At 67.9% G+C, this 23856-nt stretch carries 23 protein-coding genes and 1 pseudogene; 14 read left to right on the top strand and 10 right to left on the bottom strand.

Annotation, left to right across the window (positions count from 1 at the left end; translation table 11 throughout):
• Positions 1 to 48 precede the first annotated feature (48 nt).
• The 6 genes from G369_RS0134575 to G369_RS0134550 are packed head-to-tail and all read left to right on the top strand — an operon-like array spanning position 49 to position 5384.
• Positions 49 to 1608: a long-chain-fatty-acid--CoA ligase gene (locus G369_RS0134575; RefSeq protein WP_019658651.1), complete on the top strand. Its 1560-nt coding sequence runs from the start codon at positions 49 to 51 to the stop codon at positions 1606 to 1608.
• A gap of 44 nt (positions 1609 to 1652) precedes the next feature.
• Positions 1653 to 2837: a lipid-transfer protein gene (locus G369_RS0134570; protein ID WP_019658650.1), complete on the top strand. Its 1185-nt coding sequence runs from the start codon at positions 1653 to 1655 to the stop codon at positions 2835 to 2837.
• A gap of 16 nt (positions 2838 to 2853) precedes the next feature.
• Positions 2854 to 3294 (top strand): MaoC family dehydratase N-terminal domain-containing protein, encoded by a 441-nt coding sequence (locus tag G369_RS0134565; protein ID WP_019658649.1) that lies wholly within the window; start codon positions 2854 to 2856, stop codon positions 3292 to 3294.
• Between the two features lie 17 nt (positions 3295 to 3311).
• The gene (locus G369_RS0134560) at positions 3312 to 3731 is read left to right on the top strand and encodes a MaoC family dehydratase (RefSeq protein WP_019658648.1); all 420 of its coding nucleotides are present in this window, start codon (positions 3312 to 3314) and stop codon (positions 3729 to 3731) included.
• 31 nt (positions 3732 to 3762) lie between these two features.
• The gene (locus tag G369_RS0134555; RefSeq protein WP_019658647.1) at positions 3763 to 4593 is read left to right on the top strand and encodes an SDR family NAD(P)-dependent oxidoreductase; all 831 of its coding nucleotides are present in this window, start codon (positions 3763 to 3765) and stop codon (positions 4591 to 4593) included.
• 2 nt (positions 4594 to 4595) lie between these two features.
• Positions 4596 to 5384: an enoyl-CoA hydratase/isomerase family protein gene (locus tag G369_RS0134550; RefSeq protein WP_019658646.1), complete on the top strand. Its 789-nt coding sequence runs from the start codon at positions 4596 to 4598 to the stop codon at positions 5382 to 5384.
• 12 nt (positions 5385 to 5396) lie between these two features.
• On the opposite strand, the gene G369_RS0134545 is transcribed toward G369_RS0134550, so the two are convergent.
• The 6 genes from G369_RS0134545 to G369_RS0134520 all read right to left on the bottom strand — a co-directional run bounded on the left by G369_RS0134545 (position 5397) and on the right by G369_RS0134520 (position 10482).
• On the bottom strand, positions 5397 to 6329 hold the full coding sequence (locus tag G369_RS0134545; protein WP_026346872.1) for a DUF2167 domain-containing protein: 933 nt from the start codon (positions 6327 to 6329) through the stop codon (positions 5397 to 5399).
• Positions 6330 to 6373: 44 nt separating this feature from the next.
• Positions 6374 to 7303 (bottom strand): sensor histidine kinase, encoded by a 930-nt coding sequence (locus tag G369_RS36865; protein ID WP_019658644.1) that lies wholly within the window; start codon positions 7301 to 7303, stop codon positions 6374 to 6376.
• A 20-nt stretch (positions 7304 to 7323) separates the two neighbouring features.
• Complete coding sequence (locus tag G369_RS39195; protein ID WP_019658643.1) at positions 7324 to 7632, bottom strand: hypothetical protein; 309 nt, start codon at positions 7630 to 7632, stop codon at positions 7324 to 7326.
• Positions 7629 to 7805: a hypothetical protein gene (locus G369_RS0134530; protein ID WP_157773875.1), complete on the bottom strand. Its 177-nt coding sequence runs from the start codon at positions 7803 to 7805 to the stop codon at positions 7629 to 7631. Before G369_RS0134530 ends, G369_RS39195 begins: the two co-directional genes overlap by 4 nt.
• A 140-nt stretch (positions 7806 to 7945) precedes the next feature.
• The gene (locus G369_RS0134525; protein ID WP_019658641.1) at positions 7946 to 9838 is read right to left on the bottom strand and encodes an ATP-binding protein; all 1893 of its coding nucleotides are present in this window, start codon (positions 9836 to 9838) and stop codon (positions 7946 to 7948) included.
• Entirely contained in the window at positions 9835 to 10482 is a 648-nt protein-coding gene (locus G369_RS0134520; RefSeq protein WP_019658640.1) for a response regulator, read from the bottom strand. The genes G369_RS0134525 and G369_RS0134520 overlap by 4 nt, the downstream gene beginning before the upstream one ends.
• Positions 10483 to 10765: 283 nt before the next feature.
• Here G369_RS0134520 and G369_RS38950 point away from each other — a divergent pair, with 283 nt between their 5' ends.
• On the top strand, positions 10766 to 11227 hold the full coding sequence (locus G369_RS38950; protein WP_157773874.1) for a CHAP domain-containing protein: 462 nt from the start codon (positions 10766 to 10768) through the stop codon (positions 11225 to 11227).
• Positions 11228 to 11266: 39 nt separating this feature from the next.
• Here G369_RS38950 and G369_RS0134510 read toward each other — a convergent pair whose 3' ends face one another.
• From G369_RS0134510 to pip, 4 genes are all read right to left on the bottom strand, one after another.
• Entirely contained in the window at positions 11267 to 11953 is a 687-nt protein-coding gene (locus tag G369_RS0134510; RefSeq protein ID WP_019658638.1) for a Fe2+-dependent dioxygenase, read from the bottom strand.
• A gap of 47 nt (positions 11954 to 12000) precedes the next feature.
• On the bottom strand, positions 12001 to 14304 hold the full coding sequence (locus G369_RS0134505) for a TonB-dependent receptor (protein WP_019658637.1): 2304 nt from the start codon (positions 14302 to 14304) through the stop codon (positions 12001 to 12003).
• Positions 14305 to 14500: 196 nt separating this feature from the next.
• Positions 14501 to 14923, bottom strand: a complete 423-nt coding sequence (locus tag G369_RS0134500; protein WP_019658636.1) for a cupin domain-containing protein — start codon at positions 14921 to 14923, stop codon at positions 14501 to 14503.
• 79 nt (positions 14924 to 15002) lie between these two features.
• The gene (pip, locus tag G369_RS0134495) at positions 15003 to 15956 is read right to left on the bottom strand and encodes a prolyl aminopeptidase (protein WP_019658635.1); all 954 of its coding nucleotides are present in this window, start codon (positions 15954 to 15956) and stop codon (positions 15003 to 15005) included.
• A 103-nt stretch (positions 15957 to 16059) separates the two neighbouring features.
• Here pip and G369_RS36860 point away from each other — a divergent pair, with 103 nt between their 5' ends.
• From G369_RS36860 to G369_RS36855, 7 genes and pseudogenes are all read left to right on the top strand, one after another.
• The gene (locus tag G369_RS36860) at positions 16060 to 16518 is read left to right on the top strand and encodes an ArsR/SmtB family transcription factor (RefSeq protein ID WP_019658634.1); all 459 of its coding nucleotides are present in this window, start codon (positions 16060 to 16062) and stop codon (positions 16516 to 16518) included.
• A complete protein-coding gene (locus G369_RS0134490) occupies positions 16407 to 16871 on the top strand; it encodes an SRPBCC family protein (protein WP_019658633.1) in 465 nt (154 codons plus the stop codon). The genes G369_RS36860 and G369_RS0134490 overlap by 112 nt, the downstream gene beginning before the upstream one ends.
• 85 nt (positions 16872 to 16956) lie before the next feature.
• On the top strand, positions 16957 to 17142 hold the full coding sequence (locus tag G369_RS0134485; RefSeq protein ID WP_019658632.1) for a hypothetical protein: 186 nt from the start codon (positions 16957 to 16959) through the stop codon (positions 17140 to 17142).
• 32 nt (positions 17143 to 17174) lie between these two features.
• The gene (aroC, locus tag G369_RS0134480; RefSeq protein ID WP_019658631.1) at positions 17175 to 18299 is read left to right on the top strand and encodes a chorismate synthase; all 1125 of its coding nucleotides are present in this window, start codon (positions 17175 to 17177) and stop codon (positions 18297 to 18299) included.
• A gap of 17 nt (positions 18300 to 18316) precedes the next feature.
• Positions 18317 to 19495, top strand: coding sequence for an MFS transporter (locus tag G369_RS0134475; protein WP_019658630.1), 1179 nt, complete (start codon positions 18317 to 18319; stop codon positions 19493 to 19495).
• 373 nt (positions 19496 to 19868) lie between these two features.
• The gene (locus G369_RS0134470; protein WP_019658629.1) at positions 19869 to 22877 is read left to right on the top strand and encodes a type VI secretion system Vgr family protein; all 3009 of its coding nucleotides are present in this window, start codon (positions 19869 to 19871) and stop codon (positions 22875 to 22877) included.
• 70 nt (positions 22878 to 22947) lie between these two features.
• Positions 22948 to 23856: pseudogene (locus G369_RS36855) on the top strand (RHS repeat-associated core domain-containing protein); the annotation flags it as partial.

Genomic DNA, 23856 nt, shown 5'->3' with positions numbered 1-23856 from the left:
CCGGATTTCTACCATGCGCCTGCACAAGAACGAGACGGAGACAAACCCATGTACCTGACCCAGGGCCTTCACCGGGCCGTGCAGCAGCGCCCCGATGCCATCGCCGTGCGTTTCGCCGGCCGCGCACGGACATTCCGCGACTTCGCCGACCGTGTGGCGCGCCTGGCCGGCGCACTGCAGCGGCTGGGCATGCGCGCGGGCGACCGCGTGGCCATGCTGTCGCTCAACTCCGACCGCTACCTGGAGTACCAGCTGGCCGTGCCCTGGGGCGGCGGCGTGCTCAACCCCTGCAACATCCGCTGGTCGCCCGCGGAGATCCTGTATTCGCTGGAAGACTCCGGCTCCGGCATCCTGCTGGTCGACGAGACCTTCCGCGGCGTAGTCGAGCAGATGCGGGGCCAGTCGAAGAGCCTGCGAGAAGTCGTCTACTGCGGCGACGGCCCCGTGCCCGCCGGCATGCACAGCTACGAAGGCCTGATCGACGCCGCAGCCCCCGTGCCCGACGCCGTGCGCCGCGGCGAGGACCTGGCCGGCATCTTCTACACCGGCGGCACCACCGGCTTTCCCAAGGGCGTGATGCTCAGCCACACCAACATCTGCAGCTCGGCGCTCGCGGCGCAGGCCGAAGGGCTTGCTCCGGCCGACGGCTGCTACCTGCACGCCGCGCCGATGTTCCACCTCGCCGACATGGGCCTGGCCACGCCACACTGGTTCACGGGCAACACGCACGCCATCATCCCGATGTTCACGCCCGAGGGCGTGCTCGACACCATCGAGCGCGACCGCGTGACCAGCATGCTGCTGGTGCCGACCATGATCCAGATGCTGGTGGACCACCCCGCGATGCGGCAGCCGCGCGACCTGAGCAGCCTGAAGAACATCACCTATGGCGCCTCGCCGATCTCCGAGGCGGTGCTCAACCGAGCGATGGAGGCGTTCCCGGGCGTGGGCTTCGTGCAGGCCTACGGCATGACGGAGCTGTCGCCCATCGCCACGCTCAACCCGGCGTACTTCCACACGGCCGAAGGCCGCAAGCGCGGCAAGCTGCGTTCGGCCGGACGCGCCAGCGTGTGCATGGAGGTGCGCGTGGTCGATGCGGACGACAACGAGGTGCCGCGCGGCACCGTCGGCGAGGTGGCGGTGCGCGGGCCCAATGTGATGCAGGGCTACTGGAACAAGCCCGAGCAGACCGCCGCCGCACTGCGCGACGGCTGGATGCACACCGGCGACGGCGCCTACATGGACGACGACGGCTTCATCTTCGTGGTCGACCGCATGAAGGACATGATCATCAGCGGCGGCGAGAACGTCTACTCGGCAGAGGTCGAGAACGCCATCAACCAGCATTCCGCGGTGGCGGCCTGCGCCGTCATCGGCATTCCGAGCGACGAGTGGGGCGAGGCAGTGCATGCGGTGCTCGTGCTCAAGCCGGGGCAGGGCGTGCAGCCGCAGGAGCTGATCGCCCACTGCAAGACGCTGATCGCCGGCTACAAGTGCCCGCGCAGCGTGGCCATCGTCGACGCGCTGCCGCTGTCGGGCGCCGGCAAGGTGCTGAAGACCAAGCTGCGCGAGCCCTTCTGGCAGGGCCGGCAGCGCAGCGTGGCCTGAGCCCGTCCAACTTACTTCCTTTTCGAACTTCCAAGGAGCCTTTCATGAGTCAAGATGTTCACGTGGTCGGGGTCGGCATGATCCCCTTCACCAAGCCTGGCGCGAACCAGCCCTATCCGCAGATGGCAGCGCAGGCGACCAATGCCGCGCTGAAGGACGCCGGCATCGGCTACGAGCTGGTGCAGCAGGCCTACGTGGGCTACGTCTATGGCGACTCCACCGCCGGCCAGCGGGCGCTGTACGAGGTGGGCATGACCGGCATCCCGGTCGTCAACGTCAACAACAACTGCTCGACCGGCTCGACCGCGCTCTTCCTGGCGCGCCAGGCGGTGGCCAGCGGCGCGGCCGACTGCGTGCTGGCGCTGGGTTTCGAGCACATGAGCCCCGGCGCCCTCGGCGCGGTGTTCAACGACCGGCCCAGCCCCTTCGACCACTTCGAGAACATCACCGACGAGCTGGTCGGTAACGAGCAGGTGCCGCTCGCGCTGCGCTACTTCGGCGGCGCCGGGCTGGCTCACATGCAGCAGTACGGCACGCAGATGTCGACCTTCGCGAAGATCCGCGCCAAGGCCAGCCGCCACGCGGCGAACAACCCCCTGGCGCTGTTCCGCAGCGTCGTCACGGAGGAGGAGGTGATGGCCGCGCCCGTCATGTGGCCCGGCGTGATGACACGGCTGATGGCCTGCCCGCCCACCTGCGGCGCGGCGGCGGCCATCGTGTGCTCGCCGCGCTTCGCCGAGCGCCACGGGCTCGACCGCAGCGTGCGCATCAAGGCGCAGGCCATGACCACCGACCGCCCCATCACCTTCGAGAGCCGCGACATGCGCGAGGTGGTCGGTTTCAGCATGGCGCAGGAAGCCGCGCAGAAGGTGTACGACGCGGCCGGCGTCGGACCGCAGGACGTCGACGTGGTCGAGCTGCACGACTGCTTCGCGCACAACGAGCTGCTGAGCTACGAGGCGCTGGGCCTGTGCCCGGTGGGCGGCGCGGAGAAGTTCGTGGTGGATGGCGACAACACCTACGGCGGCAAGGTCGTCACCAACCCGTCGGGCGGGCTGCTGTCGAAGGGGCATCCGCTGGGCGCCACGGGGCTGGCGCAGTGCACGGAACTGGTCCAGCAGCTTCGCGGCACGGCCGACAAGCGGCAGGTGGAGGGCGCGCGGATTGCGCTGCAGCACAACCTGGGGCTGGGCGGCGCCTGCGTGGTCACGCTCTACGAGCGGGTTTGAGAGAAAGGGCCGCCAGATGATCGACAGGAAATGGATCGGCCACGAACTGCCGCCCTCGGTGCTGCCCATCGAGCGAAGCCGGCTGCAGTTCTTCGCCAAGGCCATCGGCGAGACCGACCCCGTCTACACCGATGCCGCCGCCGCGCGCGACGCCGGCTACCCCGACCTGCCCGCGCCGCCGACATTCCTGTTCGCGGCCGAGCTGGACTCGGGGGCGTCGGACCGCCTGCTGGCCGATCTGGGCATTCCGCTGTCGAAGCTGCTGCACGGCGAGCAGGGCTTCAGCTACCACAGGCCCGCATGCGTGGGCGACACCGTGACGGTGCGTTCCACCATCACCGACATCTACGACAAGAAGAACGGCGCGCTCGAGTTCGTCGTCAAGACGTCGCGCGCCACCAACCAGCGCGACGAGCTGGTCGCCGAGCTGCGCGCGGTGATCGTCTGCCGCCATTGACGAAGGAACCCGCACCGATGAATGCACCGACCTACGACACCGTGAACGTCGGCGACGAGCTGCCCGCGCTGCAGCTGCCGCCCGTGAGCCGCACCACGCTCGCGCTGTTCGCGGGCGCCTCCGGCGACCACAACCCCATCCACATCGACACGGACTTCGCGCGCAGATCGGGCATGCCCGACGTGTTCGCGCAGGGCATGCTGGGCATGGCCTGGCTGGGCCGGCTGCTCACGCAGTGGGCGCCGCAGTCGCAGCTGAGGCGCTTCGACGTGCGCTTCCAGGGCATCACGCACCTGGGGCATGCGGTGCGCTGCAGCGGCCACGTGGTCGAGAAGCTGGAGCACGAAGGCGAGCACTGCGTACGCGTGGAAGTGCACAGCGCCAATCAATACGGGCAGACGCGCATCGCCGGCGAAGCGCTGGTCGCGCTGCGTTGAGAACTCACACCAACAAGGAAGGAACTCGGACATGACACCCAAGCTCGACGGCAAGGTCGCACTCATCACCGGCTCGGGCCGCGGCATCGGGCGGGCCATCGCGCTCAAGCTGGCTTCGGAAGGCGCGCGCATCGTCGTCAACGACCTCGACGCACAGCCGGCGGAGGAAACGGTGCAGGAAATCCGTGCGGCCGGCGGCCAGGCGGTGGCATGCACCGGCAGCGTGGCGGCGCCCGACTTCGCCGAGCGCTTCGTCGGCACGGCGGTGAGCGAGTTCAAGGGGCTCGACATCATCGTCAACAACGCCGGCTACACATGGGACAGCGTCGTGCAGAAGATGACCGACGAGCAGTGGTACGCCATGATCGACGTGCACCTGACCGCGCCGTTCCGCATCCTGCGCGCGGCGCAGCCGGTGATCCGCGCGCTGTCGAAGGCCGAGACCGAGGCGGGCCGGCGCGTGGTGCGCAAGGTGGTCAACATCTCGTCCGTGGCGGGGCTCTTCGGCAATGCGGGGCAGGCGAACTACGCGGCGGGCAAGGCCGGCATCGTGGGGCTCACGCAGACGCTGGCCAAGGAGTGGGGCCGCATGAACGTGACGGTCAACTGCGTGGCCTTCGGCTTCATCCAGACGCGGCTCACCGCGAGCACCGCAGAGGCTTCCACCGCGAACATCGAGGGGCGCGAGATCAAGGTGGGCATCAACCCGGGGCTGCTGGCGATGATGGAGCAGTCGATTCCGCTGGGGCGCGGCGGCACGCCCGAGGAAGCGGCCGGGGCCGTGTACCTCCTGTGCGCGCCCGAGTCGGACTACGTGAGCGGCCAGACGCTGATGTGCAGCGGCGGCCTGACGGGCATCTGAGCATGGAGACCGCCGAAGGCATCGCCTGGGGCGTGGAGGAGGGCATCGGCCGCATCGTGCTGAAGCGGCCGGAGCGCGCCAACGCGATAGGGGTTCGCAGCGGCCACGCGCTGGTGCGGGCCATCGACGAAGTGCTGGCGGGCAAGCCGCGCGTCATCCTGCTGACCGGAGAGGGCCGCGTGTTCTGCGCCGGCGGTGACATCGACGAGTTCGTGGCGGCTGGCGAAGCGCTGCCGGCCCTGGTCGATGAGATCCTGGACCGCTTGCACCCTGCACTGCTGCGACTGTCGAACAACCCTGCGCCGCTGGTCGTCGCGGTGAACGGATCCGTCGGCGGCGCAGGCGTGGGGCTGGCACTGTGCGGCGACTTCGTGCTCGCTGCCGAATCGATGAAGCTGCGTACGGGCTATGCGGCCATCGGGCTGTCGCCGGATGCGGGTGCCTCGTACTTCCTCGCGCGCCGCGTGGGGCCGGTGCGCGCGCAGCAGCTGCTGATGCTCAGCGATGCCATCGACAGCCAGCGCTGCCTTGCGTGGGGTGCGGTCGATGCGCTTCACCCGGACGACGAACTCGCGGCTGCTGCCGAAGCGCTGGCGGCTCGGCTCGCGCGTGGTGCGAGCGCATCCTTCGCCGGCATCAAGGAGCTCTGCGCGGGCGCGCCCGGCCGGCCCTTCGAGCAGCACCTTGCGCTGGAACACAGGCTGCTGCGCGAACGTGCAGGCAGCGCCGACGCCCGGGAGGGCGTGACCGCGTTCGTGGAGAAGCGCGCGCCCAGTTTCAAGGGAAGCTGAACGCCGCGGTCCTCAGCCGTTGCGCTTGAACAGCTTCGCGATGCCCCACAGCGCCGCGCCGCCGGCCACCACCGCCAGCTTCGCGAACTTGGCGAGGAAGGCCGCGATGACCGCGAACAGGCCCAGCTTCTTCACTGCCGCGCCGGCCACCAGTGCGGCCAGCCCATAGGCGGCGACCTTGTCGGTGGACGAGTTGAAGTCCGCGTACTTCTTCCCGTCGTCGTACTGGATCGCACCGAGGAGCTTGCTCGCGTCGGGCTTGTACTTGTCGAGGTCCTTCGCGTTGGTGATGAGGTTCAGGCTCAGGTAGCCCTCGCGGCCCAGTGCGTAGGTGTTGTAGTTGACGCCCTGGTTGCCGTCGGTGCTGCCCTTGCGCTTCGACAGGGCCGACCACACGAGGCGGTGCGAGGAGGCGTCGTACTGCGGCTTCTGCGCCCAGCCCGTGACCTCGATGGACGGGATGCCGCGCTTGGCGCGCTCCTCGTTCGCGGCCTCGGTGCCTTCCTTCAGGCTCTTGAGCAGGTCGTCGGCGTTCCAGTCCTTGGCGTCGTCGTCCTTGATGTAGCCCTCCTTCACGAACTTCACCACCGCCATCCAGTCGGCGTCGTCGGCGGGGAAGATCGCGCCGATGAAGGTGTCGTCGGTGCGGTTGCCCATGCTGCGCATGAGCTGCGCGGCAGCGGGCGTCGGCACCCACACGTAGCCGGCGGGCAGGTGGAGGTGGGCCTGGTCGCGCAGCGTGATGTCGACGGGGCCGACCTTCTGCACGGCTTTTGCGGCCTTGAAGGCGGCGTCCTGTTCGGCTTCGAGCGAGCTGGCGGTCGAGGCCTGAGTGGAAGGTGTGGACGGGGTGGTGGTCGGCGATGCGGCTTGGCTGGTTTGCGCCACGAAAGCGGCGCACGCGAGCAGCACGCCGGCCGTCAGGCGGGCGGTTTGAATACGCAAGTTCTCTCTCCTCGGTTGTTTTCGGTTTGGTGAGCGGGGCAAGTTTAAAGAGCTCGGCTATCGCGCCGGTTGCCGAACAGGTTGTGCGCATGACCGCCCGAGGCCGGCAGCACGACGGACATCACCGTGCCCCGACCGGGCCGTGACCGCAGCCGAACCCTCGCTTCCTGCAGATCGGCCAGCCGCTGCACCGTGGCCAGCCCGAGTCCCAGGCCGCATTCGTGCGCGGCTGGCCGCTCGGGGGAGTCGATCCTGTAGAACGCCTCGAAGACGCGTGCCTGATGCTGCGCAGGAATGCCGATGCCGGTGTCGCAGACATCGATGCGAATGCCTTCCCGATGCCGCCGCGCACCCACGAGCACGCCACCATGGTGTGTATGGCGCAGTGCGTTGCTCACCAGGTTGTTGAGGATCCGTGTGAGCATGACGCCGTCGCAGCGCGCCCACGCGCTGGTGGGGCGCACCACCAGCCGCACCCCTCGAGACTCGGCGACGGCGCGGAAGTGATGCCGCAACTCGTCGAACAGCGGGGCGAGCGGCAGGTCGGCGCATGCGGGCCGTGTGCCGCCAGCGTCGATCTGCGCCAGGTCCAGCATCCCGGTCAGCAGCCGGTCGAGAAAGTCGACGGACTGGCGGATCTGGCCGATGCGCAGGTGCAGTTGGCTGGCGTCGAGATCGGCACTCGACAGCGCCTCCGAAAACAGCATCAGGGCTTGCAGTGGTTGCCGCAGGTCATGAAGCGCAGCGGCGAAGAGGCAGGCTTTCGCCTGGCTGGAGTCCTCGAGCAACTGGTTCCGTCGCACGAGTTCGGCCAGGGCCTGCTCGACGGAAGGTTGCAGCGCCGATGGAGGTGAGCGCACCGAAGGCGGACTGCCGTCGAAGGCGCTGCTCCCGCGGCTGCCTTGCACAGCCTCCTGCACCTGCACGGGAACGGGAAGGCCGAGAAACCGGAGCATGTGCTGAAGCGGGTTCATGCGGACGTCTCGCGGTGCAGCTAGAGCAGGCCCCTGCGGCGCGCGGCGATCAATGCGACGGTGGCGCAACACACGAGGTTGATGGCCGAGATCGCGACGAAGAGACCGTCGCGCACGACCCAGGCGCCGTACATCACGCCGGTGAGGTTCGCCAGCACCCAGGAGCTCCAGGTCACGAGCGAGATGGCGCGCGCGCCGTCCGTGCAGCGCCAGACGGCGGCGATCTGCGGCAGGTAGGTGAAGGCGCGCGCGGAGTTGGTCGCCAGGTAGAGCCAGCTCACGATGGACATCAGCGTGGCCGAAGGCTGCAGATCGCCGAGGAAGTTCATGCGACCCGCTCCCCGGCGTGTTGCGGCAGGCCGTTTCCGCCATGGAGCGGCAGCCGGTCACAGCACCCGGACATCCAGAGGATCAGCGCCGCAAGCGTGGCCACCGCGATCGCCAGCAGCCAGCGGCCGACTTTCGACAGCGTTTCCTCGGCGGGCGTGAATTGCGGGGCCATGGGCTTCTTCTCCTCTGGAATGTGATGCTCGGGCATGGGCACCAATGTAGGAGTCGCAGTGCGGCCCTGGAATACCGCCTTCGGGCCTGGCCATCGCGTGTTCGCGGGATGGCCGCGCTTCGCGTGGAGGTGTCTTCGGCTCAGGCGGCCGAGGAGGCGAGAGGTGCGCTCAGCACGACACAGGTTCCATGCGCGTCCCGGCGCAGTTCGAAGGTGCCGCCGAGCCGCTGCGCCCGCGCGTGCATGTTGACGACGCCGCGCCCTTGCCCGCCCGGACCGGTGCCGGCGCCAAGGCCGTCGTCCTGGATCTCCAGCCGCAACAGCCCGCCCGCCTGCTGCAGGCGAAGCTTCACCTGCCGCGCTTGGGCATGCTTCACGACGTTGGTCAGCGCCTCCTGTGCGATGCGCAGTATCTGCAGCGTCGTGTGGGGCGGCACGCCCGCAGCGTCCTCGGGCATGTCGATGGTCCAGGAGGTTCGTACGCCCGCCGCTTCGAGTTCGCCCTGCCAGCGGAACAGGAAGTCGCCCAGGGCGGTGCGCAGGTCGTGGTCTTCCGGCGCGAGTGCGTCCAGCGCCAGCCGCATGTCGGCAATGCAGGCCCGCAGCGACTCCTCGATCTGCGTGCGATCCATGTCGCCTCGCTCCACGCGCGACAGCGAAGTGAAGAGCTTCGAGCCGAGACCATCGTGGATCTCGCGCATGATGAGTTGCCGCTCCTCGGCGGCGGCGTTCTGCCGCTCCAGCGCCGCCAGGCGGAGGTAGTTCTCGGAAAGGCTGCGCTCGCGGTCGGCCACGCGCGACTCCAGCGACGCGTTGAGCTGCTCCAGCGAGGCAAGCGCCCTGGTGAAGCGCAACGACAACAGCGCACCCATCGTCAGCAGCAGAAGATTGGCGGCGTGGTGCAGCATGAAGAGGCGATGCCCCGACCAGCCCGGCAGCAGGCGCTCGACGAGCGCCGTATCCCACGCGATCAGGTAGTCGTGCACACCCGCGAGCGTTGCCAGCGTGAGCACGATCGGCATCACCGCCGAAGCCCATGTGCGCTGGCGCCATACGGCCCAGAACGAGACGGCGATGATCCCGCTGCCGATGGGTATCAGGCCGCCGCTCCACACGCGGTTGACGAGCGGCTCGCCCGCCGGGCCGGCGAGCAGCAGCCATGCCGGGCCGATCAGCCAGTACGCCGCCAGCGCGTATTCGAGGCCCCGATGCCGCAGGCCGGCGAAGCGCATGGCGAAGAGCGCCATGACGACCACGAAGCCGCCGGTGGCGGCCAGATAGACGAGCCGCCAGAGATGCCAGCGCTCCACCGGCACCGCCTCGATCACGAAGGTCAGCGTACGGATGCCCCAGAACACGGTCGCGAGCCCGAACAACCCATAGAGAACTTCGCGCGGGCGCCTCCACCAGATGAACAGGACGAATGCGGAGACGATCAGGCACGCCAGCACGGTCAGTTGCGGTGTGGTCCGCACCCAGAACTCGCGGCGGTCGTTCGCTTCGTTCAGTGCGACCAGGGGGCCGATGTCCACGCGCGGGAAGCGCAGGCTGTGTTCGCCCTGCGCCGGTACCGCACGCACCATCAGCTCGTTGGCGCCGTCGCGCAGGATGTTGTCGGGCAAGGGCAGCAGATGCGGGCGCTCCCATCGCACGCGCAGCTGGGGCGTCGATTCCGGCACGCTGGCCACCTGCTGGCCGTTGAGCCAGACCTGTCCGCCGCCATACAGGTACGGCAGATAGACGGCCCAGGGCCGGGGCGATGCGCTCTCGCGCCGGAAGTCGATGCGGAACCAGGCGGGGCCCTGCGGGACCGCACCGGGGTGCGGCGCGACGCTGGGGAGCTCCACGCTTTGCCACGGGGCATCGGGCGCGGGCGGAGTGAGCTGGGAGGCGTCCAGGCGCAATGCGTGCTGCGGCGACGCGACGGATTCATCCGCCTGCCCGATGCTCCTTGTGGAGGCGGCAGCGGTGCCGCCGACGATGACCAGCGCGATCAGCGCCAGCAGCAGGCGCCGCAGTCCCGACCATGTCACAGCAGTCCCATCTGGCTGGCCTCGTAGACAGCCTCCCCCCGCGAGTGCACCGCCAGCTTGCGATAGATCTTCTTGACGTGCGCCACCACGGTGTGGGGCGAGATCTGCAGGAGCTGTCCGATGGCGTCGAAGCTGAGGCCCTTGGCCGTGAGGCGCAGCAATTCCGTCTCGCGCGGCGTCAGCACCGCATCCCGCGGGCTTTCGTTGCGCGGCAGGCTCGTGGACGTGCGCATCCGTGCCAGGATGCGGCGCGCGATGCCCGGGCTGATGGGTGAACCGCCTGCGTGTAGCTCATGGATGCTGGTGGCGATGCGGTCCGCGCCCGCGTCCTTGAGCAGGTAGCCGGTCGCACCGGCTTCCAGCGCGGCGATCACATGCTGGTCGTCGCCGAACATGGTCACCACGAGCACGTCGCATGCGGGGTGGTGAATGGCGATGTGGCGGATCAGCTCGGTGCCATCCATGTCCGGCAGGCCGAGGTCGAGCAGCAGTACGTCCGGAGGCTGGGCCGCCAGCAGCGCCATCGCCGCGGCACCGGTCGATACCGATGCCGTCAGTGAAAGTCCTGGGTCGGCCAGCACGGCGGTGGAGAACCGGCGCATGAATTCCGGCTCGTCCTCGACTATCAGCACGCGGATTTTCATTCCCACTCCAGGCTGTTCGGGCGCGGTGTATGACTCCATTCTTTGCCGTCGTTCGCCGTCGATCCATAGCGCTTATGCGGTATCGCCAGCCGGCGGCGCCCCGGTTATTTTCGGAAGAAGAGCCCAAAGGAGCCGTATGTACCGAGTTGACGATGTCCTGGAGCGTGCGCATTCGGCCTGTGGGCAGGGCACTGTCTACTGGCTCGGAGAGGGTGGGCGGTCCGCAGCCGCGGCATCGCCGACGAGCCCGTTGCCGGTCGGCCAGTTGTGGCCGACGCTTCCCGTGGCGCAGCAACACGCCCTGGAGCCATTGGCTCAGGCGGCGGGACTCGACGTGCACGATCCGGCGCTGGTGGTGCCCGCCTGCGACTGCTCGGGCTTCGTGTGCTGGGCGCTCGGCTTCGGCAGAAAGAGCGATCCGGCGCCTTACACGGATGCCGCCGGATGGATCTACACCGACAGCATCTGGGCCGATGCCATGGGCGCCGGCGTGCGCTTCGAACGGCGAGCCCGGGCCACTCCGGGCGCTCTCGTCGTCTACCCGAAGGCGGGGAGCGGCGAGAACTACGGCCACGTGGGCCTTGTGATGGAAGCCGATGCCGATGGCCGCGCCCGGCTGGTGGCGCACTGCTCGGCGGTCAATTTCAAGGTGGCGCCGTTCGATGCCATCAAGATCACCTCGCCGGAGATCTTCGAGCGGCAGCCGCGCAGCATCTATGCGTGGTGCCGCACGATCGTGGTCTGACTTGCTGTCCGCCCGGCGTGCTGCGGGAGTTCAAGCAACTCAGGTGTCGCTCCATTTGCGAAGCAGGTTGTGATACGTCCCGGTCAGCGTGCGGCGGGCCGACTCGTCGGCGCCGCTCTGGTTGAGGCGCTGGATGGCGTTGTCCATGTCGAAGAGCAGTGCACGGTCGCCCGCGTCGCGCACGAGGCTCTGCACCCAGAAGAAGCACGCGAGCCGCACGCCGCGGGTGATGGGCGTCACCTGGTGCAGGCTGGTGGCGGGGTAGAGCACCATGTCGCCGGCCGCGAGCTTCACCGTCTGCATGCCGTGCGTGTCTTCCATCTGCAGCTCGCCGCCGTCGTAGCTGTCGGCCTCCGACAGGAAGATCGTGGCCGAGAGATCGGTGCGCAGCTTGCGGCCGGTGCGCGGGTCGATGCGCACGCCGCCGTCCACGTGCAGGCCGAAGCGCATGCCCTCGCCGTAGCGGTTGAACATCGGCGGATACAGCAGGTTGGGCAGCGCGGCGCTGATGAAGGTGGGGTGCCGCTCCAGCGCGCTCGCCACGATGGACTGGCATTCGAACGCGACCTGCGAGCCTTCGTCGATCTGCTGGTTGAACTTGACCGGCGCGCCCTGGTGGCCCGCGGTGACGCGGCCGTCGACCCATGCGTCGCCCGCGGCTTCGAGGCGCGAGCGGACCGCCGCGAGCGCCTCGCGGTCGAGGATGCCGGGAATGCAGACCAGCATGGCGTGCCTTTCTTTCCGATGCGCTTTGAGGCGCTTGCGAGGCCCCGTCAGAGCCGGTAGGTGAACGACAGCGTGGCGACTCGGCCCGAGCCCGGCACCGCGCGGCCGCCGTCCGAGGGGATCAGCGCGTCGTAGTAGTGCCGGTTGGCCAGGTTGAACAGGTTCAGCCGGATGTCGTACTTCGGCTGATGGTAAGCCAGCATCGCGTCCAGCCGCACGTAGCCGCCGACCTGCACCAGGTCCGTGTTGTTGGCGAATCGCTTCGCGCTGTAGGTGGTGCCGCCGCCGATCTCCCACTCGGGCGTGATCGCGTACGTGGCCCACAGGCTGGCCGCATCCTTCGGCGTGTTGGCGGGCACCTTGCCGAGCGTGCCCGGTGCGATGCCGTCGACGATGGTCGCGTCCAGGTGCGTGTAGGCACCGAAGAGCTGCAGCTTGTCGGTGACGCGGCCCGCGACGCCTGCGCGCGCGCCGTTTACGCGCACGGTGCCGGTCGCGCTGTAGGTGCCGTCGCTGTTCTGCGAGCGCGCGTTGGTCTGCGTGATCTGGAAGGCCGCGGCGGTCAGCGACAGATTGCCGTTGTTGAAGTCCCACTTGCCGCCGAGCTCGTAGGCCTTGTTCTTCTGCGGCGGCAGCGGCTGCGTGGCGCCGGTGGTGGCCACGAGCTGCTCGAGCGAGGGGTTGAACGAGGTGCTGTACGACACGTAGTACGACTGCTCGGGCGTGGGCTGCCAGATCGCGCCGGCGCGCACGCTGGTGAAGTCGACGGTCTGGCTCTCTGTGGCGAGCGTGGTCGCGGTCGGGATGGTGTTGTAGATGCGTGCGCTGTAGTGGTCCTGCCGCACGCCGGCCACCAGCTTCCACTGCGGGGTCAGCTCGATGGTGTCGTTCACGTAGCCGGCCACGGTGGTCGCGTGTGCGGTGGCCAGGTTGCCGGGCAGCGAAGGCGCCGTGGCCGGCGTGTCGCCCTGGTAGGGCGCGAGCAGCGGAGAGCAGGTCGCGTAGCCGCTGGTGCCGCCGGCCGGGTTCAGCGCCACGCCCGCGCAGCTGCCGTTGCGGTAGTAGGCCTGGTTGGCGTAGGTGTCGTGGCCCAACTCAAGCCCCGCGAGCAGCGTGTGCTTGATGGAGCCGGTGGCGAACTTCGTGTTGAGCTCGGTCAGGTTGAACAGCGACTTGTCGCGGATCCTGCGGTCATGGCTCTGTTGGCGCACCCACAGCGTGTCGAGCGGCAGCGCAGAGAACGCGGCCGCCGGCACGGCCGTGGTGCCAGTGGAAAAGGGCGTGAACACGCCCTTGGCCGACAGCGTGCCGATGCTCTGCGGCGCCGTCTCGCGCGCATCGGTGGTCACGTCGTTGTATTGCGTCTGGTTGCGGATCGAGGTATCGGGCGTGAGCTTGTGCTGCACCACCGCGCTGAAGGCCTGGATGTCGGAGATGGTGCGGTCGTCCTTGAAGCCGTACGCCATGTCGCGGTCGACCTTCACCGGATGGCCGTTCAGCGGCGGCAGGCCGTAGTCGGGCTGGTCGCGGTTGTGCTGCACCAGCGCCGAGAGCGTGACCTGCGTGGGCGTGTTGATGCCGAACTTCAGCGAGGCGTCGAGGCCGAAGTCCTTCAGCTTCGTCTGCTCCCGCGTGCTGGCGTCGCCCTGCTGGCCCATGGCCGCGATGCGGAAGGCCGAGGTGTCGGACATCGGACGGTTGACGTCGATGGTCGAGCGCACGAGGCCGGTGGTGCTCGCCGACACCGAGACCTCGCCCGCGGGCGTGAGCGAAGGCTTCTTGGTGACCTGGTTGATCACGCCGCCGGTGGAGCCGCGCCCGAACAGCATCGACGACGGCCCCATCAGCACCTCGACCGACTCGAGCGCGAAGGTGTCGCGGTAGTACTGGGCGCGATCGCGTGCGCCGTCGAGATAGATGTCGGTGCGCGCCGAGAAGCCGTTGAGGTTGATGTTGGTGCCGATCTGCCCGCCTTCGGCGCCGCCGATCGTGAGGCCCGGCACGTTGCGCAGCGCGCTCGCCAGCGAGGTCGCGCCCTGCGACTGCATCACTGCCTGGTTGATCACGGTGATGGATTGCGGCGCATCGCGCAGGTCGGCCGGCAGACGGTTCAGCGAGGACGCGTTGGCGCCGAAGCTGTCCTTGTCCTGGGCGCCCTGGACCTGCACTTCACGCAGCGTGCCGGGGACCGAGGTGCCGGGAGCGGGGGAGGACTGGGTGGCCTGTTCCTGTCGTGGCGGCTGCTGTTGCTGCTGCTGGGCGAAGGCGGCGGGAAGGGGAGAGGCGCACAGGCCGATCAGGGCGAGTGCGACCGGCGTGCGGCGACGCGAGGGAAGTGAGGTGCTGGTCATCGTCGAATCTCGGAAGGTGCGGACAAAAGCACCACCGGCCGGGATTCTGGCTGCGAATGACTCTCGTTTGTGGCTTGCTTGCCCCTGGTGTCTGGCTGAGGAGACAGCTCGCCTTCTTTACCGTGGAGGTCAGGTGGAAGACAGGTTTCCTGCCGTCGGCTTCAGGCCCGCCGTCTTCCGGGCGACAGACCCGGTTTCACTTCCAGGGCGTAGGCGCCGGCACCTCGCACACCGGCTCCACGTCGATGCTCTTGAAGTCCGCGGGCGAGACGATCTCCAGGTACTCCATGTCGGGCGAGTAGTCGAACAGGAAGTGGCGGATGCCCGGGCGCTGGTGCACCACGTCGCCGGCCTCGACCAGGGTTTCCTTGTCCTCGTACATGAAACGGGCCCAGCCCTTGACCATGATCACGATCTGGAAGTCCGCCTCATGGCGGTGCCAGCCGGTGCCCGTTTCCGGTGCCATGTTGGCCTTGACCAGATGCGCGATCACCTTGCCGTTGGTGGCCTCCGCCACGCCCAGGTCGCGATAGAGGAAGAAGTCACGCAGACCACCCGACACGAATTCGGTGTCACCGGGCTTCACGTGGGAGAACTGGGTGGCGGTACGGTCCAGCATGGGGCGCTCCTTCGCAGGTGGTGGGTGTTGCAGTGCAGCACGCATAAAGCGTTCCCGCGCAGGGCTGTGGACGAGCGGCTCAGCGGCTGGCGAAACCATCGGTCGCGCGCAGCAGCCGGTCGAGGATGCCGGGCTCCGAATAGGCGTGCCCTGCGCCTTCGATCAGATGGAACTCCGCCTCCGGCCACGCCTTGTGCAGCGCCCAGGCGTAGCGCGCAGGGCAGGGCATGTCGTAGCGGCCGTGCACGATCACGCCGGGGATGCCGTGCAGCCGATGCGCGTCGCGCAGCAGTTGGCCTTCCTCCAGCCAGGCGTCGTGCACGAAGTAGTGGTTCTCCAGCCGTGCGAAGGCCAGTGCGAAATGATCTTCGGCGTGGGACTGGGCAAGCCCGGGGCTCGGCAGCAGGGTGATGGTCTCGGCCTCCCACACGCTCCAGGCGCGTGCCGCCTCGATCCGCACGACCGGGTCGTCACCGGTGAGCCGCTTGCGGTAGGCGGCGATCATGTCGCCGCGCTCGGCCTCGGGAATGGGCGCCTGGAACTTCTCCCACTTGTCGGGGAACATCTCCGACACGCCGAACTGGTAGTACCACTGCAGCTCCGCACGGGTCACGGTGTAGATGCCGCGCAGCACCAGTTCGCTCACGCGCTCGGGGTGCTTCTGGGCGTAGGCGAGGGCGAGCGTGGAGCCCCACGAGCCGCCGAACACCAGCCACTTGTCGACGCCGGCGCGCTCGCGCAGGCGCTCGATGTCGGCGACCAGGTGCCAGGTCGTGTTGGCTTCCAGGCCTGCATGCGGCAGCGAGCGGCCGCAGCCGCGCTGGTCGAACAGGGTCAGGTCGTAGCGCGCGGGATCGAACAGCCGGCGGTGCTCCGGCGAGATGCCGCCGCCGGGCCCGCCGTGCAGGAACACGGCCGGCTTGGCACCGGGCGTGCCGCAGCGCTCGTAGTAGATCTGGTGGCCGTCGCCCACGTCGAGCATGCCGCTTTCGTAGGGCTCGATCGGAGGATATGGCTGGCGCAGTTCGGTCATCGGATGCTTCCTCTGTCTGTTCGTGATTGGGCGATGGGCAACATGGTCGCATGGCTCGAAGCATGACTTGACGGCCTCCCGGACCTTTTTGATACTCAACCGCATGGTTCAGTCAACAGCCCGACCCGACGCCGAAGCGCTCGACGCAGTCTTCGCTGCGCTTTCCGATTCCACCCGGCGCGCCGTGCTCGAAGCCCTTGGCGAACGCACCCTCAGCGTGACCGAGCTGGCCGAGCCGCACGACATGTCCCTCACGGGGTTCATGAAGCACCTGCGCGTGCTGGAAGACGCCGGCCTCATCTCCCGCACGAAGGAGGGCCGCATCGTGCGCTGCGAACTCTCGCCCCGGCCCATGCAGGAGGCCGCAGTGTGGCTGTCGCGGTACGAGAAGTTCTGGAACGGGCGCCTCGATGCGCTCTCGCGCTTTCTCTATCACCAGGAGGAGACCGAATGGAGAAACCTTCCGCCGGCGACGCCGGACGCCCCTCGCTCACCCTCCGACGGCACTACCGCGTCTCGCCCGACAAGCTCTGGCGCGCGTGGACCGACCCGCAGGCGCTGATGCTCTGGTTCGGGCCCGGGGAGATCGTTTCGGTGCCGATCGCCGAGGTCGACCTGCGCGTGGGCGGCCGCTTTCGCGTGGCGATGCTGGCCGACGACGGCGAGACGCACGACGTGAGCGGCACTTACCTCGAGGTCGTGCCCGAGCGCAAGCTGGTCTTCAGCTGGGCCTGGCACAGCACGCCGGAGCGCGAGTCGCGCGTCACGTTGCGCATCGAGCCCGATGCCGATGGCTGCGAGCTGGTGCTGATCCACGAGCAGTTCTTCGACCAAGCCGCACGCGATGCGCATGAGCACGGCTGGAGCGGCGCGCTCGTCAAGCTGCAGGGCTGGCTGAGCCCGGCGGCTGGCTGAAGCGGACCCGGGTGCCGCCGCATTGCCGCAGCGCCTTCCAAACCCCATACTGGGGTTCCCTCGACGCGATCACCGGAGCCTTCCCATGAGCAACGAACTGCGCAAGAAGCTGCATGACCTGGCCGAACTCTGCGACAGCACGGCCGACCCGCAGACCAAGGCCATCATCGAGGCGATCCGGCTCCAGACGGCGGTGCTGAACGAGCGGCTCTTCGCCATCGAGCTTCAGGTGTCGGCCCTGTCCAAGCGCCTGGAGAGCACGACCGACTGAGAGGGGAGCGCTTTGGCGGGATAATCCCGGCCATGAGCGGCAATACCTTCGGCAATCTTTTCGCGGTCACCAATTTCGGCGAGTCGCATGGCCCGGCCATCGGCTGCGTCATCGATGGCTGCCCCCCGGGCATGGAACTCAGCGAGGCGGACATCCAGGGCGACCTGGACCGTCGCCGCCCCGGTACCAGCCGACACGTGACGCAGCGCAACGAGCCCGACACGGTACAGATCCTCTCCGGCGTGTACGAAGGCAAGACCACCGGCACACCCATCGCCCTGCTGATCCAGAACACCGACCAGCGCAGCAAGGACTACGGCCAGATCGCCCAGCAGTTCCGACCGGGCCACGCCGACTTCACCTACTTCAAGAAATACGGCATTCGCGACCCCCGCGGCGGCGGGCGCTCCTCGGCGCGGCTGACGGCGCCCATGGTCGCCGCCGGCGCAGTCGCCAAGAAGTGGCTGGCCGAGAAGTACGGCATGGTCTTTCGCGGCTGCATGACGCAGATCGGCGAGATCGCCATTTCCTTCGAGAGCTGGGACCACGTGCCGAACAACCCCTTCTTCGCCCCCATCGCCGACGTGAGCGCGCTCGAAGACTACATGGACCGCCTGCGCAAGGCGGGCGACTCGTGCGGCGCGCGCCTTCGCGTCACCGCCACGAACGTGCCCGTGGGGCTGGGCGAGCCGCTCTTCGACAAGCTCGACGCCGAGATCGCCTACGCGATGATGGGCATCAATGCGGTGAAGGCGGTGGAGATCGGTGCCGGCTTCGACAGCGTCACCCAGCGCGGCACCACTCACGGCGACTCGATCACGCCCACCGGCTTCGTCACCAACAACGCGGGCGGCATCCTCGGCGGCATCAGCTCCGGGCAAGACCTGGAGGTGAGCATCGCGATCAAGCCCACCAGCTCGATCATCAGCCCGCGCCAGTCCATCGACATCCACAACAACCCCGTCGAGGTCGTCACCAAGGGCCGCCACGATCCTTGCGTGGGCATCCGTGCGACGCCGATCGCCGAAGCCATGCTGGCGCTGGTGGTGATCGAGCACGTGCTGCGCAATCGCGGGCAGTGCGGCGACGTGCCGCAGGCCACCCCGGGCACGGGCAGCAAGGCAGAAGCCGCGTCGCCGCAGGCGTCCTTCCTCTAGTGTCCGCCCCGCCACCAGTGGCCGCTGCCAAACGCGGCCACCTGCTGGCATTCGCTGGCCTGTCGGCCAGCTATTTCGCGCACATCGGTTTCTTCAACCCCTACCTGCCGCTGTGGCTGAAGGACCTGGGGCTGCCGATCTTCACCATCAGCCTGCTGGCCTCGGTGCAGTCGATCACGCGCGTGTTCGCGCCCTATGCCTGGGGCGCGCTCAGCGACCACACGGGGCAGCGCGTGAAGCTGCTGCGCTTCAGCGCGGCGGTGGCGCTGGCCAGCTCGTTCGGGCTGTGGTGGAACGGCGGTGCCTGGTGGCTCGCGCTGGTGCTGCTCGTGATGTTCACCCACACCAGCTCGATGATGTCGCTCACCGAAGCAGCGATGGCGCAGCTCGTGGCCGGCGACTGGGGCCGCTACGGGCGCATCCGGCTGTGCGGTTCGGCCGGCTTCCTGCTCACGGTGTTCGTGGCGGGCGAGTGGTTCGACCGCTTCGGCATGAAGCACTTTCCGGCATGGGCGGCGGGCACGCTGGCCATCGTGCTGATCGCGACCATGAAGCTGCCCGACGTGCGCGAGCCTCCTGCGGCGCACGGCACCGTGCGGGAGCCCATCGGGCCGGTGCTGCGCAGCCGGGCGGTGCAGTGGTTCTTCGCGTCGCTCTTCTTCCAGGTGATGTCGCACTTCTCGGTGTATGCGTTCTTCTCGCTCTACCTCGACTCGATCGGCTACGGCAAGAGCACCATCGGGCTGCTGTGGGCGCTCTCTGTGGTCGCGGAGATCGTGTGGTTCTTCCTGCAGGGCAGGCTCATCGGCCTGATGCCGATGCCGCGCTGGATGCTGGTGTGCGGTATCGCAGCCGTGGCGCGGCTGGGGCTGACCGCCGGCCTGGGCGGATGGATCGCCGCGCTCATCGTGGCGCAGTGGCTTCATGCGCTGAGTTTCGCGGCACACCACACGACTTGCATCGCCATGGTGTCGCGTCGCTTTCCCGGTCACCTGCGCGGGCGAGGGCAGGCGCTGTTCACGGTCATCGGCTACGGATTCGGTGGGGTGCTCGGCGTTCTGCTCGGAGGCGCGGTCGCGCAGGCCGTTGGATACCGCACGATGTTCGCGGCTGCGGCCCTGCTGGCCGTGCTCGGCAGCGTGTGTGCATGGCGGGTGATGAAGCTGGATGGGATGGAGCGGGCGAGCAGGGCCTGAGAAGGGTGCTGGAGGACGCCACCCAGCGCGTCTCGGGATCGAACAAGAGCTTCGATACTGGAAACGCAGCCGCACATCGGCTTTGTGCCCTTTGACACGCATTTCTGAAGCCCGGGCCTATTGCCAGAAGTCGAATTGTCCAATCGCCGTGTCTTTTGCCAGTGCCCTCCTGGGTACAGAGATTTGGCAATTGAAACTTTATGCTCAATTGCTTGGGCAATTCAATTGCGCGGGCTCGGCAGAAATCAGCATTTAGAATAATTGTGAAAATATGCGTCAGGGAGGCGGGTATGCCGCTCAATTTGAAAACGATATCTGTAACTGTTGAATTTCAATTAATCGGTTTGTTTTATCTGCAAGCCGAAGCGCCGCAATGAGCCGGCGCGTCAGCATCGAGACGCCCGCCGGCGAGGCGCTGCAGTTCCGTCAGCTGGTAGGCCGTGAAGCGCTGAGCCAGCTGTACGCCTTCGATATCGAGCTGCTGGGCAACAGCAATGCCATCGATCCGAAGAGTCTGCTCGGCAAGAGCTGCAACGTGGTGGTGGAAACCGAAGGCGGCGTGCGCTACCTGGGTGGCATCGCCACCCGGTTCGGACTGCAGCAGGAGGATTCGCGCCATTCCTTCTACCGCCTGCGCATTCGTCCCTGGCTGTGGCTGGCCACGCGGCGCACCGACTTCCGCATCTTCCAGGGCAAGAGCGTGCCCGAGATCGTCATGGAAGTGCTCGGGCGCTACGGCCATCCCGTCGAGCAGAAACTCAGCCGCGGCGACTACCGGCGCTGGGACTACTGCGTGCAGTACCACGAGAGCGACTTCGACTTCATCTCGCGCCTGTGCGAGCTCGAAGGCATCTACTACCACTTCCGGCACGAGGCCAGCCAGCAGGTGCTCGTGTTCGCCGACGACATCGCCAACTCCCACAGCCCGCTGCCCGGCGGCGAGGAGGTTCGCTATCACCCGCTGGAGAAATCCGGCATGGGCCAGCGCGAGCGCATCTATGCATGGGAGATCGCCGAGGAGGTGCGCTCGGGCCATCACTACAACGACGACTACGACTTCGAGAAGCCCAAGGCCGAGCTCTCGCACCTGCGGCAGATGCCTCCGGGGCACGACCACGATGCCTACGAGAACTACGAATGGCCCGGCGGCTTCGTGCAGCACGGCGACGGCGAGACCTATGCGCGCATCCGCAACGAAGAACAGCTGAGCCAGCGCAGCCGCGCCACCGGCCGCGCCAATTTGCGCGAGCTGGCCACCGGCCACACCCTTCGGCTGACCGGCCATCCCAAGGCCGACCAGAACCAGCAGTACCTGCTCGTGGGCGTGAGCTACCACCTGCAGGAGAACCTGCAGGCCAGCGAAGGCGCGGAAGGCACCGAAGGCTCCGTGCAGCGTTTCGCCTTCGAGGCCCAGCCCACCAGCTATGCATGGCGGGCGCCGCGCACCACGCCCAAGCCGCGCACGCGGGGCCCGCAGACGGCGATGGTCGTGGGACCTTCGGGCGAGGAGATCTGGACCGACCAGTACGGCCGCATCAAGGTGCAGTTCCACTGGGACCGCCTGGGCCAGGACAACGAGAACTCCAGCTGCTGGCTGCGCGTGTCGACTGCGTGGGCCGGCGCCACCTTCGGCATGACCAGCGTGCCGCGCGTCGGCATGGAGGTGATCGTCGACTTCCTCAACGGCGACCCCGACTATCCGATCGTGGTCGGCTGCGTGCACAACGCAGACACCATGCCGTCGTGGGAACTGCCCGGGCAGAAGCACCTGTCGGGCATTCGCAGCCGCGAACTCGGCGGCGGGCGCGGCAACCACCTCGTGCTGGACGACACCCAGGGCAAGATCCAGGCGCAGCTGCGCAGCGACCACCAGTCCAGCCAGCTGAGCGTGGGGCACATCGGTCGCATCGAGGACACCGCAGGGCGCAAGGAGCCGCGCGGACAGGGCTTTGAGCTGCGCACCGACGGGCATGGCGTGTTGCGCTCGGGCAAGGGTCTGCTGGTGACCACCGAGGCCCGGCCGAATGCCCAGGCACATGCCACCGACATGGGCGAGACCGTGGGCCGCCTCACGCAGGCCCGCGATATGCACGAAGGCCTGAGCGGGTTGGCGCAGGGCGCGCAGGCCCATGAAACGGGCGACCAGGACGAGGTCACCGCGAGCATCAAGGAGCAGAACGACGCCATCAAGGGCCAGGGCGGCAACCGCGATCAGGGCGAGTTCCCCGAGTTCCAGGAGTCGCACCTGACGCTGGCCAGCGCCAAGGGCCTGCAGACCGTGGCGCAGGGCTCGACGCATGTGGTGAGCAACGAGCACACCGCGCTCACCAGCGGCGGCCACACGAGCGTGAGCGCGGGCAAGAGCATGCTGGTGAGCGTGCAGAGCGCGATCCGCATGTTCGCCGCCAAGGCCGGCATGCGGCTCGTGGCGGCCGGCGCGGACATCGACATCAAGGCGCTGAAGGACAGCGTCAACGTACTGGCCAAGCTCAACATCACTCAGACAGCCAACAAGATCACCATACAGGCGAAGGAAGAAGTGGTGATCAACGGCGGCTCCAGCTACAGCCGCTGGAGTTCGGGCGGCATCGAGCACGGCACTGCCGGCACCTGGCGCGAGCACGCTGCGGTCCACAGCCTCGTGGGGCCGGCCAACGACGGCAAGCCCGCGCTGCCCAATCCGCAGCCGGTACCCAAGGGGCAGCTCGACCTCTATCACCAGTACATCAAGCCGACCGGCGAAAAGCGCCAGGGCGTGGCACAGGGCGATTTCAACGTGGTCGATTCGGAAGGCGGCACGCATTCGGGCACCTTCGACCGCAACGGCTTCGCGACGGTATCGGGCCTGCCCATCGGCACCGCCAAGGTCACGTTCGGCAAGGACCCTCGCGACCCATGGGACGAGGGCAGCTACTACGGCACGCCCGAAGACTGGAAGGCGAAGGGCGCGACCGGCGCGGGTGCGGGCGGAGCGGGTGGCGGGGTGTCCGGTATCTCCGGCATCTCCGGCCTCATGGGCAACGCAGCCGGACTGACCGGTTCGGCAGGCGGTGCAGCAGGCGCTCTTGCGGGCGTGGCCGGCATGGGCAGCAAGGCGGCGAGCGCGCTGAACCAGGTCACCCAGGCGGCCGGTGTTGCGCAGCAGGCCGTGGGCGCGGCGCAGGCGATCCAGCAGGGCGGCGCCAAGGCGCTGCTCGGCCAGGCAAGCCAGGCGGCGACCGGCATGGCGATCCAGGCGGCCGGCGCCAAGCTCGGCCCGATGGGCGTGCCGATCACCGGCGTGATGAGCGGCATCGCTTCCGGCGGGATGAAGCAGCCAGGCATCGCCACCGCGGCTGCGAACCCCGTCGCCACAGGCCGGACGCCGGGCTTCGCAGGCTGACCCTCTCAGCGTCCCCAGTGGCCCCGTGGGCCACCCAACCTGAAACGAGAGTTCGAGAGAAAAAGAAAAAATGGCAGAACAGGAGGCGGCCTCGAAGCCGCAGGCAACCGAGCGCGAACCGCAGACGGCGGTGGCGCCGCTGAACACGATCGTGAAGGAGGACGTCGCCGCTGCGAGCAAGGCGGTAGATGACTGGCTGCGCTCGTTCAGCGGCGGCTACGTGACGCTGGAGCGGCTGACGATGGTGCTGGGCAGCATCCCGATCGTCGGCAACATCATGGCGCTGGTGGATGTGTTCCTGGACATCATCAACATCGTCGAGAAGAAGGCCAAGGACAGCGTCGATGCGTTCCTGAACTGGGTGAGCCTGGGCATCAACCTGATCGGGCTGATCCCGATACCGCCGAGCATGGCGGCTGCGCGCATGAGCCTGAGGCCCACGCTGCACCTGGTGAAGCAGGAACTGAAGACGGCGGCATCGAACCTGGGTGAAGCGATCGTCACCACGCTGGTAGGCCACCTGAACGCCACCATCATGGGGGAACTGGACAAGTTCATCGACGGCGCGATCGCCAAGCTCGACGGCATCCTGAAGAGCTGCGCGGACCTTGCGGACAAGATCATCGACAACCTGGTGGACATCCTGCGCCGCGTTCTGGGGCAGAAGGACCTGTTCACGGTGGGCACTCCTGCAGTGGCAGAGACCAAGGTGCACGACCCGAAGACGCAGAGCACGTGGAGCCGGATGTGGGGTGCTGCGGTGCGCTACTCGAAGCAGTCGGCGAACTACGTGGCGAAGGCTGCGGCGAGCCAGCTGCCCGATGGGGTTGCGAGCAGGGTCAATGGCGTGATCACGCAGATGCTGGACTTCAAGCGGCTGTTGCGGGGGCAACTGTCGAGGCTGGCGGACAGGGAGGCCCAGGCCAGCATCATGTGGCTGCTGCACAAGCTGCGGGATGCGCTGCTGAAGAAGAAGGGC

The organism is Variovorax atrisoli 110B (assembly GCF_000382045.1).
Classification (GTDB): Bacteria; Pseudomonadota; Gammaproteobacteria; order Burkholderiales; family Burkholderiaceae_C; genus Variovorax; species Variovorax atrisoli.
Note: the sequence above shows the minus strand (reverse complement) of the source record. Positions and strands in the feature narration are given on the sequence as shown.